The following is a 17457-nucleotide window of genomic DNA, read 5'->3' on the forward strand; positions in this document are numbered from 1 at the left end:
TACCTCAGCGCAGTGGATGCGTCTCCTGGCGGGGCAGCTTCTCATTCTTTTATGAATCCGATACCAAAACCGGGCTGTTTTTTAAGCGCGAATCAGAGTAAAATAAAGAAAAAAGTAATTGGGGGGAACGTTATGGCATTTCAAAAACAGGAATTATCTTTTCCGTCGGCGGATGGGAGAAGCAGCGTATTCGCGCGTATTTGGCAGGATGACGGGGCCCGGCCCAAATTCATTTTGCAAATTTGCCATGGAATGTGCGAATACATAGACCGGTATGAGGAATTTGCGGAATTTATCTGCGCGCATGGGGGAATCGTATGCGGTAACGACCATCTTGGGCATGGGAATACAAAGCAGGCAAACGAAGGGAGCTATTATGGCTATTTTTCAGATAAAAACGGGGAAAAGCTTGTTGTAGAGGATGTACATTCCCTTACGAAACAAATAAAGGAACAGTATCCCGGGATTCCGCTTGTGCTGATCGGCCACAGCATGGGGAGCATGGTCGCCCGCAGTTATATGACGAAATACGGCGATGAAGCAAAATGCGCTATTTTTATGGGGACGTCCGGCGCGAATAACCTGACAGGGCTGATTCGTTTCCTTGCAAATGTCGGAATGCTTTTTGGACGTGCGAAAAAACCGGCAAAGCTGCTTTCGCACCTGGCGTTTTCCAAGTACAACGACAGGTATGAGGAAGTCCGGACGAAAAACGACTGGATCACACGCGACAGGGAGCGCGTCGACCGTTATAATGCCGATCCGCAGTGCACCTTCCTTTTCACAGACCGCGCGGCGTATGATTTTGCAAATCTTGTGGACGAGGTTTCAGGAATGCAGTGGGCACGGAGAATGCCGGTGGAAAAACCATACCTTCTGATTTCCGGGGGCATGGATCCGGTAGGCAATTATGGAGAAGGCGTAAAGGAAGTCTTTGAATGGATGCGGGAGGCGGGGCTTGAAACAGAGCTCAAGCTTTACGAGGGCGCGCGCCACGAACTTTTAAATGAGATAAACCGGCAGGAGGTAGCGCGGGATATCCTGAATTGGATCGGGAAGAACCTGTGAACCCGGAGGAGACGAAAATGGAAGAAAAAGAATTGAAAACGGTAGATAACAAAGCAGATGGCGATTCCGGGAAGCTGGATAAAATAGAAACGCTACTCCGGGAGCAACAGGAACACAACAGGAAAATGCTGCGTTCTTCCCATACGCATACGGTCATACTCATCATTTTTGTGGTCGTGTTTGCGATTGGACTATTTGCGCTGAATGCCACGTTTTCCACTGCGACGCAGGAGCTGCCGGCCATGATGCGTTCCGCAACAGAGCTTGCGGATACTGCTACAAGGGAAATCGGAAAATTGGAAGAGCTCGATATTGAAGCGCTTAACGAGACGATCAAGGGAATATCCTCCATTCGTTTCGACGTTCTCAGCCAAAGCATTGAGGAGCTTCAAAAGATTATCAGCCCGTTCGCCAGCTTTATGGGGAATTTTGACTGAATCCGGAGCAGATTCAATCCATCGCGTTTGTCAGCCCCGCTTTCGTGTGATAATATAGAGTATAAGGTGAAGTGAGGGAGCTATGGATTATTCGCGCAAAAGATTCTGGGCATTTTTGCCACGAAAAAAAGACGCGCCGAAGCCGGTCGACGTTTTTTTTGTATATCCGACTATTTATGCACACCCGTTCCAAAAGAAAAATCATAATATGGGAATGTATAATCCGATTTATCGCGGGATTGCAAAAGGAATCAGCGCATGGCAGGGGCAGCTGTTTGCGCGCCAGTGTAATTTTTATGCGCCCTATTACCGCCAGGTAGGACTGGAAAGCTTTAAAATGCCTCTGGCTGATTTTTTGGAGGCGAGCAGGAAACCCTATCAGGATGTGAAGGATGCTTTTTATTATTATCTGGAGCATTATAATGAGGGAAGGCCCTTCATTCTCGCGGGACACAGCCAGGGCAGCGCAATGCTTCTTGAGCTGATGCGCCGTGAATTTGGCGACAGTACACTGCAAAAGAAACTGGTGGCCGCATACCTCATTGGCTTTTCGCTGGTACGTGATGATTTTATCATTCATCCGCATTTAAAGCTTGCAAAAGCGGCTGACGACCTTGGCGTGATCATAAGCTATAATACGACTGCAATGGATTTGCCGCTGATGCGCTTTATCCGTCCGGATTCCGTATGCGTCAACCCGTTAAGCTGGAAGCTCGATTATGCCTATGCGGATAAACGCATGAATGAAGGCGCGGTTCTTTTTGATTTTGGTAAAAAATTCCGTTTTATCGCGCCGCACTATACAGGCGCCCGCGTGGACAAAAAGCGCGGTGTGCTTGTAATCGACGACGAAGCCGCTTACAATTTATATAAGGCGCGCTGGTTCTTCAAAAAGTTCCTGATGAACCGTGGATCCCTGCACATGCTGGACATCGCGCTGTTTTATAAAAACCTTGAAACCAATGTGCGCACGCGCATTGACCGCTATTTTAAAACCTGCACGACTTAACAGGTGCATGTTTCATAACGCCTGTAAAGGCTAGCCCGGCTCTTAAACTTAAAGTTTTTATTTTCATTCAGAATATCTAATATAACATCCATGATATAAAAAGAGGAATTATCCGGCTAAGGATAGATTAACGTTAAACTAAAATCAGCTATGCAAGGCGCTTATTTGTTGTGCAGATACTAAGCGGCAAAAATAAATACGGAAATAAGAAAGATTAAAAACAGGCAGTATAAAAAGAAGTTTTGTTAACAAAATAAAATTGAAGCAAAAAAAAGTATAAAAAAATTGAAATTGAGTATTGACAAAGTTTAAATTTAACGTTAAACTAAAAATACACACAGACAGTCAAAACAGTAACAAATTTCTGGATGCCGTGAGGCGTCGGTTTTATCCAAACGACAGTATAAAAAATAGTAAACAAAATTTTATCCAAAGGAAAAGGTTAGCCGCTTAATCGTGGTTTTATTTACCTAAAATTAAAAATCATACATTGGTTGGTTGAAAGGATGTGTTTGCAGGCTGCAAAGAGACTAAAAATGTGTGTACACAGGTAACATAAGGACTAAATAGTTTAACGATAAAGTAATGATGAAAGGGCAGAGCAATAGTGCAGTAGTGGAGGAAAAGATGAGTGTTTTAGAGTTTAAAAACGTATCAAAATCATTTCCTGGCGTAAAAGCGTTGAGCGGTATCAGCTTTTCGGTCGAAAAAGGGGACGTGCACGTGCTTATTGGGGAAAATGGCGCGGGAAAGTCGACCTTGATCAAAATTCTGACAGGCGTGAACAAGCCCGACGAGGGAAGCGAGATATGGATCGACGACAAAAAAGTGGATATCACTTCGCCGGTGGATGCGCTTAATCAGGGTATTGTAGCGATTTATCAGGATTTTTCGCTGTTTGATAACCTGACGGTTGTGGAAAATATTGCGTTGGGACTTCAAATCGCCAATGGGAAAAAAATCGTGGACTGGAAGCACATGAAAAAGCGTGCGGCAGAGGCAATGAAAAAAGTCCGTCTTGAGGCCAACCCTGAGGAGCTTGTCGCAAACATCTCGGTTGCAAAAAAGCAGCTTGTGGCTATCGCGCGCGCCCTCGTTTACGATGTGAAGGTGCTCATCATGGACGAGCCGACATCATGCCTTTCACAGGGCGAGGTAGAGCAGCTTTTTGAGATCATACGCGAATTGAAAGCGGACGGTATTACGATTATATTTGTCAGCCACAAAATGGAAGAAATATTTGAGGTCGGGGATATGATCTCCGTTCTGCGCGACGGACAGTATAAAGGAACCTTCCGTAAGGAGGATATCACGGTGGAACAGCTCATCGAGCTGATGGTGGGCAGGAAGATCACCTACGAAAACTATGAAAAACGTAAATTTCACGAACCAATCCTGAAGGTTGAGAACCTTTGCAAAAAATCAAATTTCAAGGACATCAGTTTTGAACTTAACAAGGGAGAAATACTTGGCTTCACAGGGCTTGTAGGCGCAGGGCGCACGGAGGTCATTCAGGCGTTGTTTGGCCTTAATAAGCCGGACAGCGGGCAGATTTACCTGCACGGTAAAAAAGTCAGCATCGATTCCCCGGTGGACGCGATCAAAAACAAGCTTGGTTATGTTCCGGAAAACCGGCTGACAGAAGGGCTCATCCAGACGCAAAGTATCAAGAGGAACCTGAACGTTGCGATCCTTAAAGAGCTCAAGCAGGGCATATTCCTGAGCAATACTGCAAAGAATAAATCGGCGGAAAAGTGGATGGAAAAACTGGCGATCAAGCCGGTGATACCGGATATGCTGGTCGGCAAGCTTTCTGGCGGAAACCAGCAGCGCGTTGTTATCGCGAAATGGCTGGCGACACATCCGGAAATACTGATTGTTGACGAACCGACAAATGGCATTGACGTCGGCGCAAAAGAGGAAATACACAGGCTGCTGCGCCAGCTTGCAGGGGATGGCATGAGCATTATTGTCGTAAGCTCCGAGCTGCCTGAGGTCATATCGATCTGCGACCGTATCCTTGTTATGAAAAACGGTAAAATCGTAGCGGAAATGGGCGAGGGCGCAACACAGGAAATGATCCTGAACAAAGCGGTTCTATAGCGGGGGAAAAACAGATGGAAAAGGTAAGACAACTATTCAAAAAGAAAGAGATGGGCATTCTGTTCATCCTGATCATCACAATGATCATCATTACGATTGGGAACACCGTCTTTATCCGCCCCGACAACATTATGGATATCCTGACGTCCAATATTGTAATGGGTATCTCGGCGCTTGGCATGCTCCTGATCATTATTACCGGCGGTATCGACGTATCAGTCGGCGCGGTTATTACGGCCGTTACCGTAGTGATTGGGGAGTTTTCCACGAAGGTCGGCGGAAATCTATTTATACTGGTGCTGATTGCCTGCGCTTCAGGCGCGGTGCTGGGACTGATGAACGGATTGCTGGTGGCAAGGCTCAAGCTTCCGGCCATTGTTGCCACGCTTGGCACGATGAGCATTATCAACGGGCTTGTGCTCCTGGTGACAAACGGAAAGTATATCAGGAACCTTCCGGACTATATTTCCGGCCTGGGCCAGCAATACCTCTTTAAAATGGACCTTCCGGACGGCGGGTTCTGGGGGGTTCCGGCAATTTGGCTTTTTTGGGCAGGAGCAATCATACTCACATGGTTTATCCTGCGTCATACGGTAATCGGCAGGGGAATTTATGCGGTAGGCGGCAATGAAGAATCCGCACAGCGTGTGGGCTACCGGCCAAAACGCGTATTGACATTTGCCTATACGTACGGAGGAATCATGGCGGGCCTTGCGGCAGTGGTGCATACGGGAATCATGAGACAGGTAGATCCGCTGGCATTCAAGGGCTTTGAAATGCAGGTAATCGCTGCGGTGGTCGTAGGCGGCGCGAATATCCTCGGTGGATATGGGACCGTTCTTGGCACGACGATCGGCGTATTATTTATGGCGGTGATCAACAACGGAATGGTTTTGATGCACATTCCTACGTTCTATCAAAAAATTGCGATAGGCCTTGTAATCCTGATTGCGATCTCAATCGACGTCGTCCAGCAAACGATGAAGGAACGCAGGATGGTCAAAGTGGATATCAAGGAGTAATAGGAGGACGTTATGAAAAAAACCAACGAAGTATACATCCTGCTGGGCGTTTTGGGCCTGATCATCGCAGTATTTGCAATTTTATCGGGCGGCGCATTATTTGACGGCGGGGTGATCCAGACATTTGCGTTCCAGTTTCCGGAATTTGGACTTCTGACGCTGGGCATGATGATTGCGATCCTGACAGGAGGCATCAATATGTCGCTGGTCTCAACGGCGGCTCTTTCAGGGATATTGGGAGCGATGGTGCTGTCAAATCCCGCTTTGGAACCAGCGCAGGCAATTACGCTTGGCATCGTGGTGTGCATGGTCAGCGCGGCTGCCATGGGCGCGCTTAACGGGGCGATCATTTCCTTTTTGAACGTACCGCCTATGCTCGTTACGATTGGAACCATGACGCTGTTTGAAGGAATCAGCCTGAACCTCACAGAGGGCGGCGCAATCTCCGGGTTTCCGGAGGAGTTCTTTACAATCGGCACGGGAAGCGTTCTGGGGATTCCGGTCCCGCTGCTCTTCTTTGTGATCGTTGCGGTAGCGCTGTTCTTCCTGCTTGAAAAAACGGTGTGGGGCGAGAAGGTTTACATGGTGGGCAGCAACCCCAAGGTGACAAGGTATTCCGGCATCAACAACAAAGCGGTTTTGTTTGGCGTCTATATTCTGTCCGGCCTGCTGTGCGGGCTTGCGGCGATCATCATGATCTCAAGGTACAATTCGGCAAAGGTGGATTACGGCGCCTCTTACCTGCTCCAGACGGTTGCGGCAGTCGTACTCGGCGGCACAAGCATTTCCGGCGGGTATGGTAAGGTGGCTGGCACGGTCGTTGCGGTACTCATCATCCAGCTTATCACCACCGGCTTTAACATACTGGGCGTAAACAAGCTTTATACAGATATTTGCGTTGGAGTGGTTTTGATCGCGGTGCTTGCGGCAAACACACTGAAAGGCGCATCCAAAAAGAAAATAAGTTTCTCTAAAAAGGGAAATCCGGCTTAACAAAACTCTGGAAATAAAAAAAGGGAGGAAAAAAATGAAAAAGAAATTGTTGGTAGTGGCAGCGGTCATTCTGGTAGCGGCGCTTGTATTTGCAAGCTGCGCACCGGCGCAGACACCGGCTGCGGAAAGTTCCGCGGCAGGAGAGGCAACGCAAAGCCAGGAGGCGGCTTCCGCAGCTCCGGCGGCGGAAAATTCGTCTGACAAGTCCGGGGACGACTTCACGGTGCTCGTTCTTCCAAAGATGATTGGTATTCCGATTTTTGACGCGTTTGAAGCAGGCGCGGTCAAGGCGGGCGAAGACTTTGGAATCAACGTGATCTATACCGGCCCGACGGCGGCAGACGCGGTAGAGCAGGTCAAAATCCTTGAGGATTACATCAATAAAGGAATTGACTGCGTTGCGGTAGCGCCGAACGATCCGGCGGCATTCTCGCCGGTACTCAAAAAAGCGCGCGAAGCGGGCGTAACAATCGTCGATTGGGACAGCTACGCAGAGGCGGGGCTTGCAGACCTTTCGTGCAGGCAGCTTGACGACGAAGAATTTGGGAAAGCAATCTGGGACGGCCTTGCAGAAGCAATGGGGACGGAAGGCGACTATGCGATCATCACGGGCGGCCTTTCCGCAGAGAACCTCAACAGCTGGATCAACGCAGGCATGGACTATGCAAAAGAAAAATATCCCAACCTGAATCTCGTTACGGATATCATCCCGTGCGACGAAAAACAGCAGACGGCTTATACAAAGGCGCTTGAACTGATCAAATCCTATCCAGACCTCAAAGGTATCGTAGGAATCAGTACGCCGGCTCCGATCGGCGCCGCGCAGGCAGTACAGGAAAAAGGACTGCAGGATAAGATCGCGGTTGTAGGTACGGTCGTTCCTAACGACGCGAAGCCGTTCCTGGAGGACGGATCGCTGGACAGCGGTTATCTGTACGATCCGACGGGCTTTATGTATGCGACGACATATCTCGCATGGCAGAAGAGCCTGGGCAACGAGATCACAGATCAGATGGAGATTCCCAACATCGGACAGAAGGTGACGGTATCTGAAGATGGAAAGAGCATTACTTATGCTCCGCCGCTTAAATTCACAAAAGAGAACGTAAACGACTACGATTTCTAAAAAAGGTAAGGTTCCGCCCCGGAGAAATCTCCGGGGCGGGGCAATCTACCGAACTCAGGAGCAAGAGGAGTAAGAAATATGAAATTTAACCTGGATTGTCATTTGTTCTGCTTTGGCACGTTCAGCGAACGGTATGTCCCGGAGGGGTATTTTGACAGCGTAGATGTAAAAAAGGCATTTGAAACGATTGCATCCACATCGGTTAAGGGCTTTATGAATACATGGAAGCCCGGGCTTTTGCCGGATGATCCGGAAACAAACAAAAAATTTCTCGCGGAATACGGCCTGGTGCCCTCGTTGGTGCTGATTGATAATTTCGGAGACAGGAAATATCGCCATGGAGCGTTTTCAACTTCTCAAAAAGATGTACAGAAGGAAAACATGAAGCTTTGCAAGGAAGGGATCGATTTTGCAAAAGCGCTTGGCGTACACAGCGTTTTATTATGGCCCGCGCACGACGGCATGGATTATCCGTTTTCGGTGGATTACCGGGCGACATGGGGACGTATGGTGGATAACTTCATTGAGATCGCGGAATACGCGGGAGACATGAAGCTTGCAATCGAACCAAAGCCGCAGGATCCCCGTCAGAAAATGCTTGTAAACAGCACAGGCAAGGCGATGATGCTGGTGCAGGATATCGCAAAGGATAACGTAGGGCTTGCGCTTGACGTAGGGCATTCGTTTGCGGCGGCAGAAAATCCCGCGGAATCGTGCGTTGTTATGGACAGGCATAAAAAACTGTTCCAGGTGCATCTTAACGATAACTATAAAAATGCAGATCCGGATATGATTTTCGGAACGGTCAATTTCTGGGAAAACCTGGAATTTATGTATTACCTCATCCAGACGGATTTTGACGGTTGGTGCTCTGTGGATATCATTGCAAACCGTGAAAACAGGGAGGATTCTTTCCGGGCCTGTGTGCGCCTGATTGAGAAGTACTATGAAATGGCAGGCAGGCTGGTGGAAAACAAGGACGTTCTCCAGGCAAATATGGAGGATTACCGTTTCAGCAAAAATATAGACCTGATCAGCAGCATCATTTTCCGGTAAGCGGAAAAAGAGGAGTGGATTGTTATGGCATTAAAACTGGAAAATAAAGTCGCGTGGGTTAGCGGCGCAAACAAAGGGATCGGCGCCGGCATTGCCCGCCTGTTTGCGGCGGAAGGCGCAAAGGTGGCGATGATCGGCAGGACGCCCGCCGAGGGCGAAGCGATTGCGCAGGAAATCAGGCAGGCGGGAGGCGAAGCTTTTTTCTTCCGTTGCGACGTGTCTGAGGAAGCGGATATCAAAGCGTCCATCGAGGAGACCACAAAACGTTATGGCACCATTGATATTCTGATCAACAATGCGGGAATGATCGACGTAAAGATGCTTCACGAATATACGTCGGAGGACTGGGATTTTGTAATGGATGTCAACGTGAAGTCCATGTTCCTGTCCTTTAAATACGCGTTTCCGTATTTAAAGGAGCATGAGCACAGCTATGTGGTAAACGTCGGCTCTATTTCGAGCTTTGTGGGGCAGGACAGCACGCCTGTTTATACGACATCGAAGGGTGCGGCGCTCAACCTTTCAAAGTCAATCGGGCTTGATTACGCAAGATATGGGATTCGCTGCAACTGCGTTTGCCCGGGCATTACGGATACGCCGATGCTGCATACGCATATGGACGCAGAGGCAGATCCGCAGGCACATTACAAAAAGCGCCTGACACGCGTGCCGATTAACAAGCCGCTTTTTCCGGAAGATGTGGCAAAAACATGCCTGTTTTTCTCGTGTGAGGATTCCTCCGGCGTGACGGCTACGTCTCTCATCATTGATGGCGGTTACCTTGGCTGCGCGGAATGGGACGCATCCAAGTATGAATAAGACTCGACAAAGAAGAACCTTCGGCGGCCTCCATGGCCGCCGGTAAAGGAGAAAGCAATGGATTTTACAGGAAAAACGGCAATCGTCACGGGCGGCGCGAAAGGAATAGGCAGGGGCTGTGTTGAGCTTTTCGCTGAAAACGGGGCAAATGTCGTACTCGCCGATATGAACTGTAATATGGCAACTGAGGTAGAACAGGAGCTAAAGGGGCGCGGACTTCAGGTCAAAGCGGTGAAAGTCAATGTAAAGCAAGTAAGCGATATCGAAAAGATGGTGAATACAGCCGTGGAATCCTTTGGAACGGTCGATATCCTTGTGAACAATGCGGGGATTTTCCATTCCACGCCGGTTGAGGACGTCACGGAGGAGGAATGGGATAATATAATGGCAATCAACCTGAAAAGCGTTTTTTTTGCTACACAAAAGGTATTGCCTTATATGAAGAAAAAGCACTGCGGGAAAATACTCAACCTCTCGTCACTGGCAGGCAGGAATGGCGGGATTGTAAACGGACTTGGTTATTCTGCGGCCAAAGCGGGGATTATTGGCCTGACGCGGGGGTTTGCGGCGCGGTTTGCACAGCATGGCATCAATGTCAATGCGATTGCCCCGGGCTCTACGGATACCGGTATTCTTGGCGGGCTCAGCGCGCAGGAAACAGCGGAGCTTGTTGCGAAAATACCATTGGGAAGGTATGGCACGGTGCATGAGGTTGCATCTGCAGTCGCCTTTCTGTGCTCGGACGACGCCTCCTTTATCACAGGGGCAGTACTCGATGTGAACGGTGGGATGTATTTCGGATGAAATAATGATCTGAAAGGTGAACTTTTTCGTTCGCATAGTTTTTTGCCGGCGCCCTGGATGGCGCCTTTTTTTTACCGGTAGCAGGATGAAAGGCAGCCGGCAGGCTGTGAGGGTATCCCAGGCCATATGTAAAAAAAGCGCTGGATTTGATTGGGCAGGCAACCGTTGCCAATAGTAAGGCGATGGTTTTGATCAAGTTGTGTGGGAAAAGGCTTTTGAGGTATAATACGCCTAAAGCAAAACGTACAAAAGGAGTTTTGATATGGAATCGAAAAAGAAAAACGAACTGTGCGGAGAAAAGCTGCCGGGAAGGATTATCACAAAAGTGGTCGGCAAGGATTCGCCGGTTGCAAGCGAAAAAATGACGGTCGGCTTTGGAAAATACTGCGACGAGGCCGGCCCGATGCAGCCTCATAACCATGCGGAAGAAACGGTGTATATTGTAGACGCTAAAAACGGCTGGGTGCGCTACGGTGGAGAACCGGGCGGCCTTCTGCATAAAATGGAACTGGAAAAGGGGATGACGCTTCACTTTGATGAGCTGGAGTGGCATGTTTTCGAATATGGAGAAGGCGGGTTCGTTGAAATTATCTTCATTTATGGACAAACGGAAAATATCCGTCCGGAAGAGATTGAACAAAAGGAACGCATAAAGTAATCCAACTCTTTATAAAGGGCGATAAATGCGATAACAGAAACTAGTTTTACGTTTAAGTAAATTTTGCTTGTTTTGTTGACTTGCCCTCGATTCAATGATATGATTCAAGTAAGAAAAAGCAGAAAAAAGACATGGAGGAAGGAAACTTGGCAGGAAAGAAGCCGGTTACGCTCAAAACAATAGGCGAGAAACTGAATATATCCGCGACTGCAGTGTCTAAAGCCCTGCGGGGAGACCGCAGCATCAGCGAGGAAACGACGCGGAAGGTGAAGAAGCTCGTTGAAGAGCTTAACTACAGGCCGAATTCCATCGCGAAAAGCCTGCGTACCAACGAGACAAAGACACTTGGCCTCGTCATTTCAGATTCTACGCTGTCATTGTTCGCGCCGGTGATCGAGGGCGTCGAAAAAGTGGCGTCTGAAAAGGGCTATAGCATTATCCTCGCCGACGCGCATTCCAACGTAGAGAAGGAAAAAGAAGCGGTGCGTACGCTTGTGAGCCACCGGATTGACGGCTTTATGCTTGCAACCTCCATGCTGACAGGAGAAGAACACAAAAGTTTTCTCGATTCCTTTGGCATCCCTTATCTGTTTTTGCTCAGAAAATGCGAATACGAATCGGGCAATTACGTAATCAACGATAATGTTTACGGCACCTGCCAGATGATCAATCATCTGATCAAAACCAACAGCAAACGGATCCACTTCATCAATATCGCAAAAAGCATCACCACCGCCGCAGAACGTGAGCGCGGCTACCGCGAGGCGCTTGAGGCGAACGGCATTGCGTTTGACAAGAGCATTGTTTATAACGTAAACCCAAGCTTTGACGAGGGCTACCACCAGATGTCGCATATCCTTGACGCAGGCGAGCCTGTGGAAACCGTATTCTGTGGTTGCGATATGATCGCGGTCGGCGCTATGAACAGCATTATTGAAAAAGGCTACAGAATCCCTGAGGATATCCGCCTTGCTTCATACGACGATATTGAGTTTGCCAAATACCTGCGCGTACCGCTTACCACGGTGCGCCAGCCAAAGTACAGGATTGGCGAGCTTGGAGCGCAGATGCTGATCGAAATGATCACAAAGGATAAAGACCTTCATATCGATGTTGTTTTGAAGCCCGAACTGGTGCTTCGCGAGTCTACCTGATATTTTTTTTCAATAAAAATCGTAAATTGTATTGACTTTGTTTTCGTTTGGTATTAAAATTGATTTATCGATAAACTAAATTGATTCCGTTAAAGAAAATTAAAACTCCTGATTAAACTCCTGTAAGCCACATTTTAATGTAAAATTGTGAAAAAAGAGAAATTAATTTTTTTTTAAACATTTAGTTTAACGATAAATTAAACAAGTCTATAAAAAGGAGCAGCGTATGAACAAATTTCAGTTTTTTGGATTTTCCACATTTTTGATCACAGCGTCGGATGGCACTACGATTTTGATCGATCCGTACATCGACGATAACAGTACGGCGCCAATGAAAACAAAGGACCTGCCGAAGATAGACCTTATCCTCGCCAGCCACGGTGCGTTCGACCATATGAAGGATACGGAAAAGATCGCCAAACGGGATGGCAGCAAAATTATTTGCGGCGGCGAAACCATGAATCTGCTCATCGACCAGGGAGTGGATCCAAAACAGATCACAAACAGCGTTTGGGGGCTTACCGTGCAGCAGTGCGGGATTAAGGTGCGTCCGGTGGTGAGCATGCACCGTTCCTCCGTACGGCTATCCGACGGTACGGCAATGGACGGATTTGCGCTTGGCTTTATCATCTATCTGCCGGATGGCACAAAGGTTTATAACGCGAGCGATACGGCGCTGTTTTCGGACATGAAACTGATTGGAGAGCTTCACCAGCCGCACGTTGGCCTGATGAATGTAACGATTGAAAACTGTTTTGATTTCCTGCCGGAGTTCCTCACGGGCGAAATGACGCCATACGAGGCGGCGCTGGCAAGCCAATGGCTGGGACTGGAATACGCGGTGGCCTGCCACTATACCAATAAGGACAACAGGGATGTAAAAGAATTTGAAGAACTTCTGAACCTGATGAAGGACAGGAATGGAAGTGGATCGCCTACACCGGTGATTATGGATCCGGGTGAAACCTTCACCTATTCGGCAAAGAAATAAACGGAAAAGGAGCGGAATTATGACACAGATAGGTTTTATCGGACTTGGAATTATGGGAAAACCAATGGCAAAAAATCTCCTCAAAGCGGGCTATGGGCTTGCGGTGTACGACGTGGCGGAAAGCGCGGTGCAAGAGGTTGCAAAGTGCGGCGCCCGTGCAGCGGACTCCATCGCAGACGCGGTGAAGGATGCGCAGGTCGTGATTACGATGCTGCCCAATTCGCCACATGTCAAAACGGTCATGCTTTCGGAGGAAGGCGTGCTCGCGCATGCAAAGGAAGGAACGATTGTCGTAGATATGAGCTCCATTTCGCCGATTGCTTCCAAAGAGGTTGCGCAGGAATGCACAAAGAAGAAGATCGCATTTCTGGACGCGCCGGTGTCCGGCGGAGAACCGAAAGCAGTTGAAGGAACGCTTGCCATCATGGTGGGCGGCGATGCGGACGCGTTTGAAAAAGTCCATGATATCCTGCTTAAGATGGGAAGCTCAGCCGTGCTCGTAGGAGAGGTCGGAAGCGGAAACGTTACAAAGCTTGCAAACCAGATTATCGTTGCGCTCAATATCGCTGCGATGAGCGAGGCTATGGTGCTTGCGAAAAAAAGCGGCGTAGATCCGGAAAAGGTCTATCACGCAATCCGCGGCGGACTTGCCGGTTCCACGGTACTCGATGCAAAAATGCCCATGGTGCTTGACGGAAATTTCAATCCGGGGTTCCGTATCGAGCTGCACATCAAAGACCTGCAGAACGCGCTTGACTGTGCACATTCGGTCAATTCTCCCATTCCGCTGACAGCGGAGGTTATGGAGATCATGCAGGGGCTCAGGGCAGCAGGAATGCAGGCAAACGACCACGATGCAATCATCCGCCATTACGAAACGCTTGCGGGCGTGCAGGTAAGGCGGGAAGACTAAATCAGAACAGAAGAGGTATGAGATGATGGATAAGAAGACAAAAGACTTTGTAAAGAAGGCGCTTCCTGCTTTAACAGATTTGAAGGCGCCTGAAGGACTTTCACTGGAAGAACAGAAAAAGATGTTCCGTACCATGTGCCTGATTCGCGAATTTGATACGCAGGTACGCACTTTATGGATGAAAAATGAGATTTACGGGCTGGCGCATTCTTATGTAGGAGCGGAAGCGATTGCAGTGGGTGCGTGCGCGAACCTCAGCAAGGAAGATTTTATTACGTCCACGCACAGGGGGCATGGGCATACCATCGCAAAAGGCGGGGATGTACGCGCCATGATGGCGGAACTCCACGGGAAATACGAGGGGCTGAACCGCGGGAAAGGCGGCTCGATGCACATCGCGGACGTTGATATCGGAATGCTTGGCGCAACGGGAATCGTCGGGAGCGGAATGCCCATTGCACTGGGCAGCGCGATTTCAGCCAACGTGCTTAAAAACGGACGCGTTACGATCTGCTTCCACGGGGATGGCGGAACCAACCAGGGCGTTTGGCATGAATCTCTCAATATGGCGGCGGCATGGAACCTGCCGGCAATTTTCCTGATCGAGAACAACCAGTATGCGATTGCAACAGAAATCGGCTGGGTTGCAAAGGAAACGGATCTTTACAAACGCGCGGTCGGATATGGTATCGAAGGCGTCCAGATTGACGGATTTAACGTATTTGAGGTATATAAGGCGGTCAAAAAAGCTGTTGAAAAAGCAAAGAACGGCGGCGGCCCAACACTGATCGAAGCGCGTTTCATCCGCCTGCTGGGACATTTTGTGGCAGATGACCAGTGGTACCGCGACCTTGATGCGGCGCAGGTGTTCTGGGAATACGAGCCGGTAAAACGCATGAGGGAATACTTTATTGCGGAAGGCCTCCTTACGGAAAAACAGGTGGATGAGATACAGCAGTCTGCTATCGATGAAATTGCGGACGCAATCAATTACGCACAGAACGAATGCACCGAGCCGCCTGCGGATACGTTATATGACGATATCTATGCGGATGGCGAGATCATCTACTAAAGAGAGTTTGGAGGAAATAGAAATGGCTGTTATAACTGTAAGACAGGCGCTCAACGAGGCCTTTAAGGAAGAAATGAAAATAGATCCCACGATCATCATGATGGGATGCGATATCGGCGTTCGCGGCGGCCCGTTTGGCATTACGCTGGACCTGATGAACTTATATGGAAAAGATCGTGTGATCGATACGCCGATCAGCGAACCTGCGTTTGTAGGCGCAGGCGTGGGAGCTGCGGCAACGGGCCTGCGCCCGGTGATCGAGGTGCTGTATTCCGACTGGATTACGCTCGGGATGGATCAGCTTGTGAATATGGCGGCAAAGATGCGTTATATGTTTGGCGGCAAAGTACATATGCCGCTCGTGATACGCGCACCGTTTGGCGCGGGCGGCGGTATCGCCGCACAGCATTCCCAGTCCTTTGAGGCATGGTTTAACCATGTGCCGGGCTTTAAAGTAGTGGCCCCCATCGAGCCCTATGACGTTAAGGGAATTATGAAAACTGCGCTGCGCGACGATAATCCTGTCATATTCTTTGAACATAAGAGAAGCTATCAAATCAAGGGCGAGGTGCCTGAAGGCGACGAGGGCGAAACCTTTACGGTTCCGTTTGGCAAGGCAGCTATCAGGCGCGAGGGCAGCGACGTTACGATCGTTGCATATTCCATGATGGCGCGCAAGGCCAAAAAAGCGGCTGAGGAACTGGAAAAAGAGGGAATCTCCTGCGAGGTGATCGACCTTATTTCCCTGCTTCCGCTTGACTATGAAACAGTAATGAACTCCATTGCCAAAACAAACCGCGTGGTGGTTTGCCAGGAGGCAAACCTGCGCGGCGGACTTGCCGGGGATATTGTCTCTGAGATCATAGACCGCGGATTCGACCTTTTGGATGCACCGCCGGTGCGCGTAGGCGCGCTTAATGTTCCCATGCCTTACAATAAAGGGCTTGAGGACCTGTGTATTCCAAATGAACAGAAAATTAAAGACGCCGTTTATACGGTTTTAAGCGACAAATAGTGAGAGGGTAGGATTATGGCTAGAAAAATGGCTTTGCCTAAAATAGGCGTAAACATGACCGAAGCCGTGATTGCGAAATGGCTGGTGAAGGTCGGCGACAAGGTAGCCGACGGAGATGCGATCATCGAGGCGGAGACAGATAAATCAACGCAGGAAATCTATGCGACGGAATCCGGAATTGTCGCGCAGCTGCTCGTTTCCGAAGGGGAAACAGTGGAATGCAACAGCGACATCATGGTTCTGGTAGATGAAGGGGAAGAATACGATCCACAAAAAGAAGAAACACCGGTATTAAAGGAAGAGCCGGCGCAGGAAGAGGCGGAAAAGGAAGCCCACACGCCGGTGGCTCCCGCACCCGCAAGGATTGGAAGCAGCGGCGCGCGCGTGCGCGTATCCCCGCTCGCAAAAAAAATCGCGCAGGAAAACGGAATCGATTTTCATATAATCCCTCCGTCGGTTCCGGGCGGGCGCATCGTGAAAAACGATGTGCTGCGGTTTTTAGAAAGCGGAGCGGCGTGCGCGCCTGCTGCGGGTGGAAACCTTGAAGTGATTCCAATGAGCCCAATCCGCAGGACGATTGCCGCGAGAATGACGCAGAGCACGCTTGAAAAGCCTTGCGTCGGGCTTAATACTACGGCGGATGCAACCGCCCTTCTCCGCCTGCGGACAAAATACAAAGAAAAGGGCATTAAGATCAGCATGGATGCAATCCTTGCAAAAATTGCTGCAAAAGCCCTCCAAAAGCACCGCAATATCAATACGATATTGGAAGGGGATAACTTCCTTGTAAAACGCGATATTAACGTCGGTGTGGCAGTGGATACGGAAAAGGGCCTTATGGTTCCGGTCATTAAAAACGCGGACAAAAAAAGCCTGCTGGAGGTATCGGAAAACCTCGCGGGCATGGTGGAAGACGCGCAGCAGTCAAGGCTTGCCGCAGACGCAATGACGGGCGGAACATTTACGATTACAAACCTTGGGATGTTTGGCGTCGAGGAATTTGCGCCCATCATCAATCCGCCGGAATGCTGCATTATGGGGATCGGCGCGCTTAAGAAAGTATTTGTGCCGGACGAAAACGGGCAGCCAAAGCTCACGACGACGTTCCAGATGACGCTGGTGTTCGACCATCGGATAGTGGACGGCGCGCCCGCGGCAAAATTTCTGAGGGATTTCAGGGAATTTGTGGAAATGCCTGAATTGCTGATATAATGGAG

The 17457-nt window shown here is 49.2% G+C and carries 17 protein-coding genes; all 17 read left to right on the plus strand.

What is annotated here, in order from left to right:
• Positions 1-132 precede the first annotated feature (132 nt).
• The 17 genes from ACS5WU_RS06485 to ACS5WU_RS06565 all read left to right on the plus strand — a co-directional run bounded on the left by ACS5WU_RS06485 (position 133) and on the right by ACS5WU_RS06565 (position 17452).
• Positions 133-1068, plus strand: a complete 936-nt coding sequence (locus ACS5WU_RS06485) for an alpha/beta fold hydrolase (RefSeq protein WP_302759962.1) — start codon at positions 133-135, stop codon at positions 1066-1068.
• A 17-nt stretch (positions 1069-1085) separates the two neighbouring features.
• The gene (locus ACS5WU_RS06490) at positions 1086-1505 is read left to right on the plus strand and encodes an AI-2E family transporter (RefSeq protein WP_046444165.1); all 420 of its coding nucleotides are present in this window, start codon (positions 1086-1088) and stop codon (positions 1503-1505) included.
• An 82-nt stretch (positions 1506-1587) separates the two neighbouring features.
• Positions 1588-2514: a DUF3089 domain-containing protein gene (locus ACS5WU_RS06495; protein WP_052740543.1), complete on the plus strand. Its 927-nt coding sequence runs from the start codon at positions 1588-1590 to the stop codon at positions 2512-2514.
• A gap of 627 nt (positions 2515-3141) precedes the next feature.
• Complete coding sequence (locus ACS5WU_RS06500) at positions 3142-4617, plus strand: sugar ABC transporter ATP-binding protein (RefSeq protein ID WP_046444166.1); 1476 nt, start codon at positions 3142-3144, stop codon at positions 4615-4617.
• A gap of 14 nt (positions 4618-4631) precedes the next feature.
• The gene (locus ACS5WU_RS06505; RefSeq protein WP_046444167.1) at positions 4632-5639 is read left to right on the plus strand and encodes an ABC transporter permease; all 1008 of its coding nucleotides are present in this window, start codon (positions 4632-4634) and stop codon (positions 5637-5639) included.
• A 12-nt stretch (positions 5640-5651) separates the two neighbouring features.
• Positions 5652-6632, plus strand: coding sequence for an ABC transporter permease (locus ACS5WU_RS06510; protein WP_046444168.1), 981 nt, complete (start codon positions 5652-5654; stop codon positions 6630-6632).
• A gap of 34 nt (positions 6633-6666) precedes the next feature.
• Positions 6667-7758, plus strand: a complete 1092-nt coding sequence (locus ACS5WU_RS06515) for an autoinducer 2 ABC transporter substrate-binding protein (protein ID WP_052740544.1) — start codon at positions 6667-6669, stop codon at positions 7756-7758.
• A 78-nt stretch (positions 7759-7836) separates the two neighbouring features.
• Positions 7837-8814, plus strand: a complete 978-nt coding sequence (locus ACS5WU_RS06520; RefSeq protein WP_302759963.1) for a sugar phosphate isomerase/epimerase family protein — start codon at positions 7837-7839, stop codon at positions 8812-8814.
• Between the two features lie 24 nt (positions 8815-8838).
• Positions 8839-9633 carry an SDR family NAD(P)-dependent oxidoreductase gene (locus ACS5WU_RS06525; RefSeq protein WP_059109678.1) on the plus strand — a complete coding sequence of 265 codons (795 nt, stop codon included), beginning with the start codon at positions 8839-8841 and terminating at the stop codon, positions 9631-9633.
• A gap of 57 nt (positions 9634-9690) precedes the next feature.
• On the plus strand, positions 9691-10437 hold the full coding sequence (locus tag ACS5WU_RS06530) for an SDR family NAD(P)-dependent oxidoreductase (RefSeq protein ID WP_302759964.1): 747 nt from the start codon (positions 9691-9693) through the stop codon (positions 10435-10437).
• A 262-nt stretch (positions 10438-10699) separates the two neighbouring features.
• Complete coding sequence (locus ACS5WU_RS06535; protein WP_302759965.1) at positions 10700-11095, plus strand: hypothetical protein; 396 nt, start codon at positions 10700-10702, stop codon at positions 11093-11095.
• 146 nt (positions 11096-11241) lie between these two features.
• The gene (locus ACS5WU_RS06540; protein ID WP_160295647.1) at positions 11242-12249 is read left to right on the plus strand and encodes a LacI family DNA-binding transcriptional regulator; all 1008 of its coding nucleotides are present in this window, start codon (positions 11242-11244) and stop codon (positions 12247-12249) included.
• Positions 12250-12475: 226 nt separating this feature from the next.
• Entirely contained in the window at positions 12476-13240 is a 765-nt protein-coding gene (locus ACS5WU_RS06545) for an MBL fold metallo-hydrolase (protein WP_052740545.1), read from the plus strand.
• Between the two features lie 19 nt (positions 13241-13259).
• Positions 13260-14153 carry a 2-hydroxy-3-oxopropionate reductase gene (gene garR / locus ACS5WU_RS06550; RefSeq protein WP_046444174.1) on the plus strand — a complete coding sequence of 298 codons (894 nt, stop codon included), beginning with the start codon at positions 13260-13262 and terminating at the stop codon, positions 14151-14153.
• A 25-nt stretch (positions 14154-14178) separates the two neighbouring features.
• A complete protein-coding gene (locus tag ACS5WU_RS06555; RefSeq protein WP_465089014.1) occupies positions 14179-15225 on the plus strand; it encodes a thiamine pyrophosphate-dependent dehydrogenase E1 component subunit alpha in 1047 nt (348 codons plus the stop codon).
• A gap of 22 nt (positions 15226-15247) precedes the next feature.
• Entirely contained in the window at positions 15248-16240 is a 993-nt protein-coding gene (locus ACS5WU_RS06560) for an alpha-ketoacid dehydrogenase subunit beta (RefSeq protein ID WP_046444175.1), read from the plus strand.
• A 15-nt stretch (positions 16241-16255) separates the two neighbouring features.
• Positions 16256-17452, plus strand: a complete 1197-nt coding sequence (locus ACS5WU_RS06565; RefSeq protein WP_302759966.1) for a dihydrolipoamide acetyltransferase family protein — start codon at positions 16256-16258, stop codon at positions 17450-17452.
• Positions 17453-17457 lie beyond the last annotated feature (5 nt).

The sequence above is a fragment of the Christensenella sp. KGMB01412 genome, assembly GCF_055522415.1.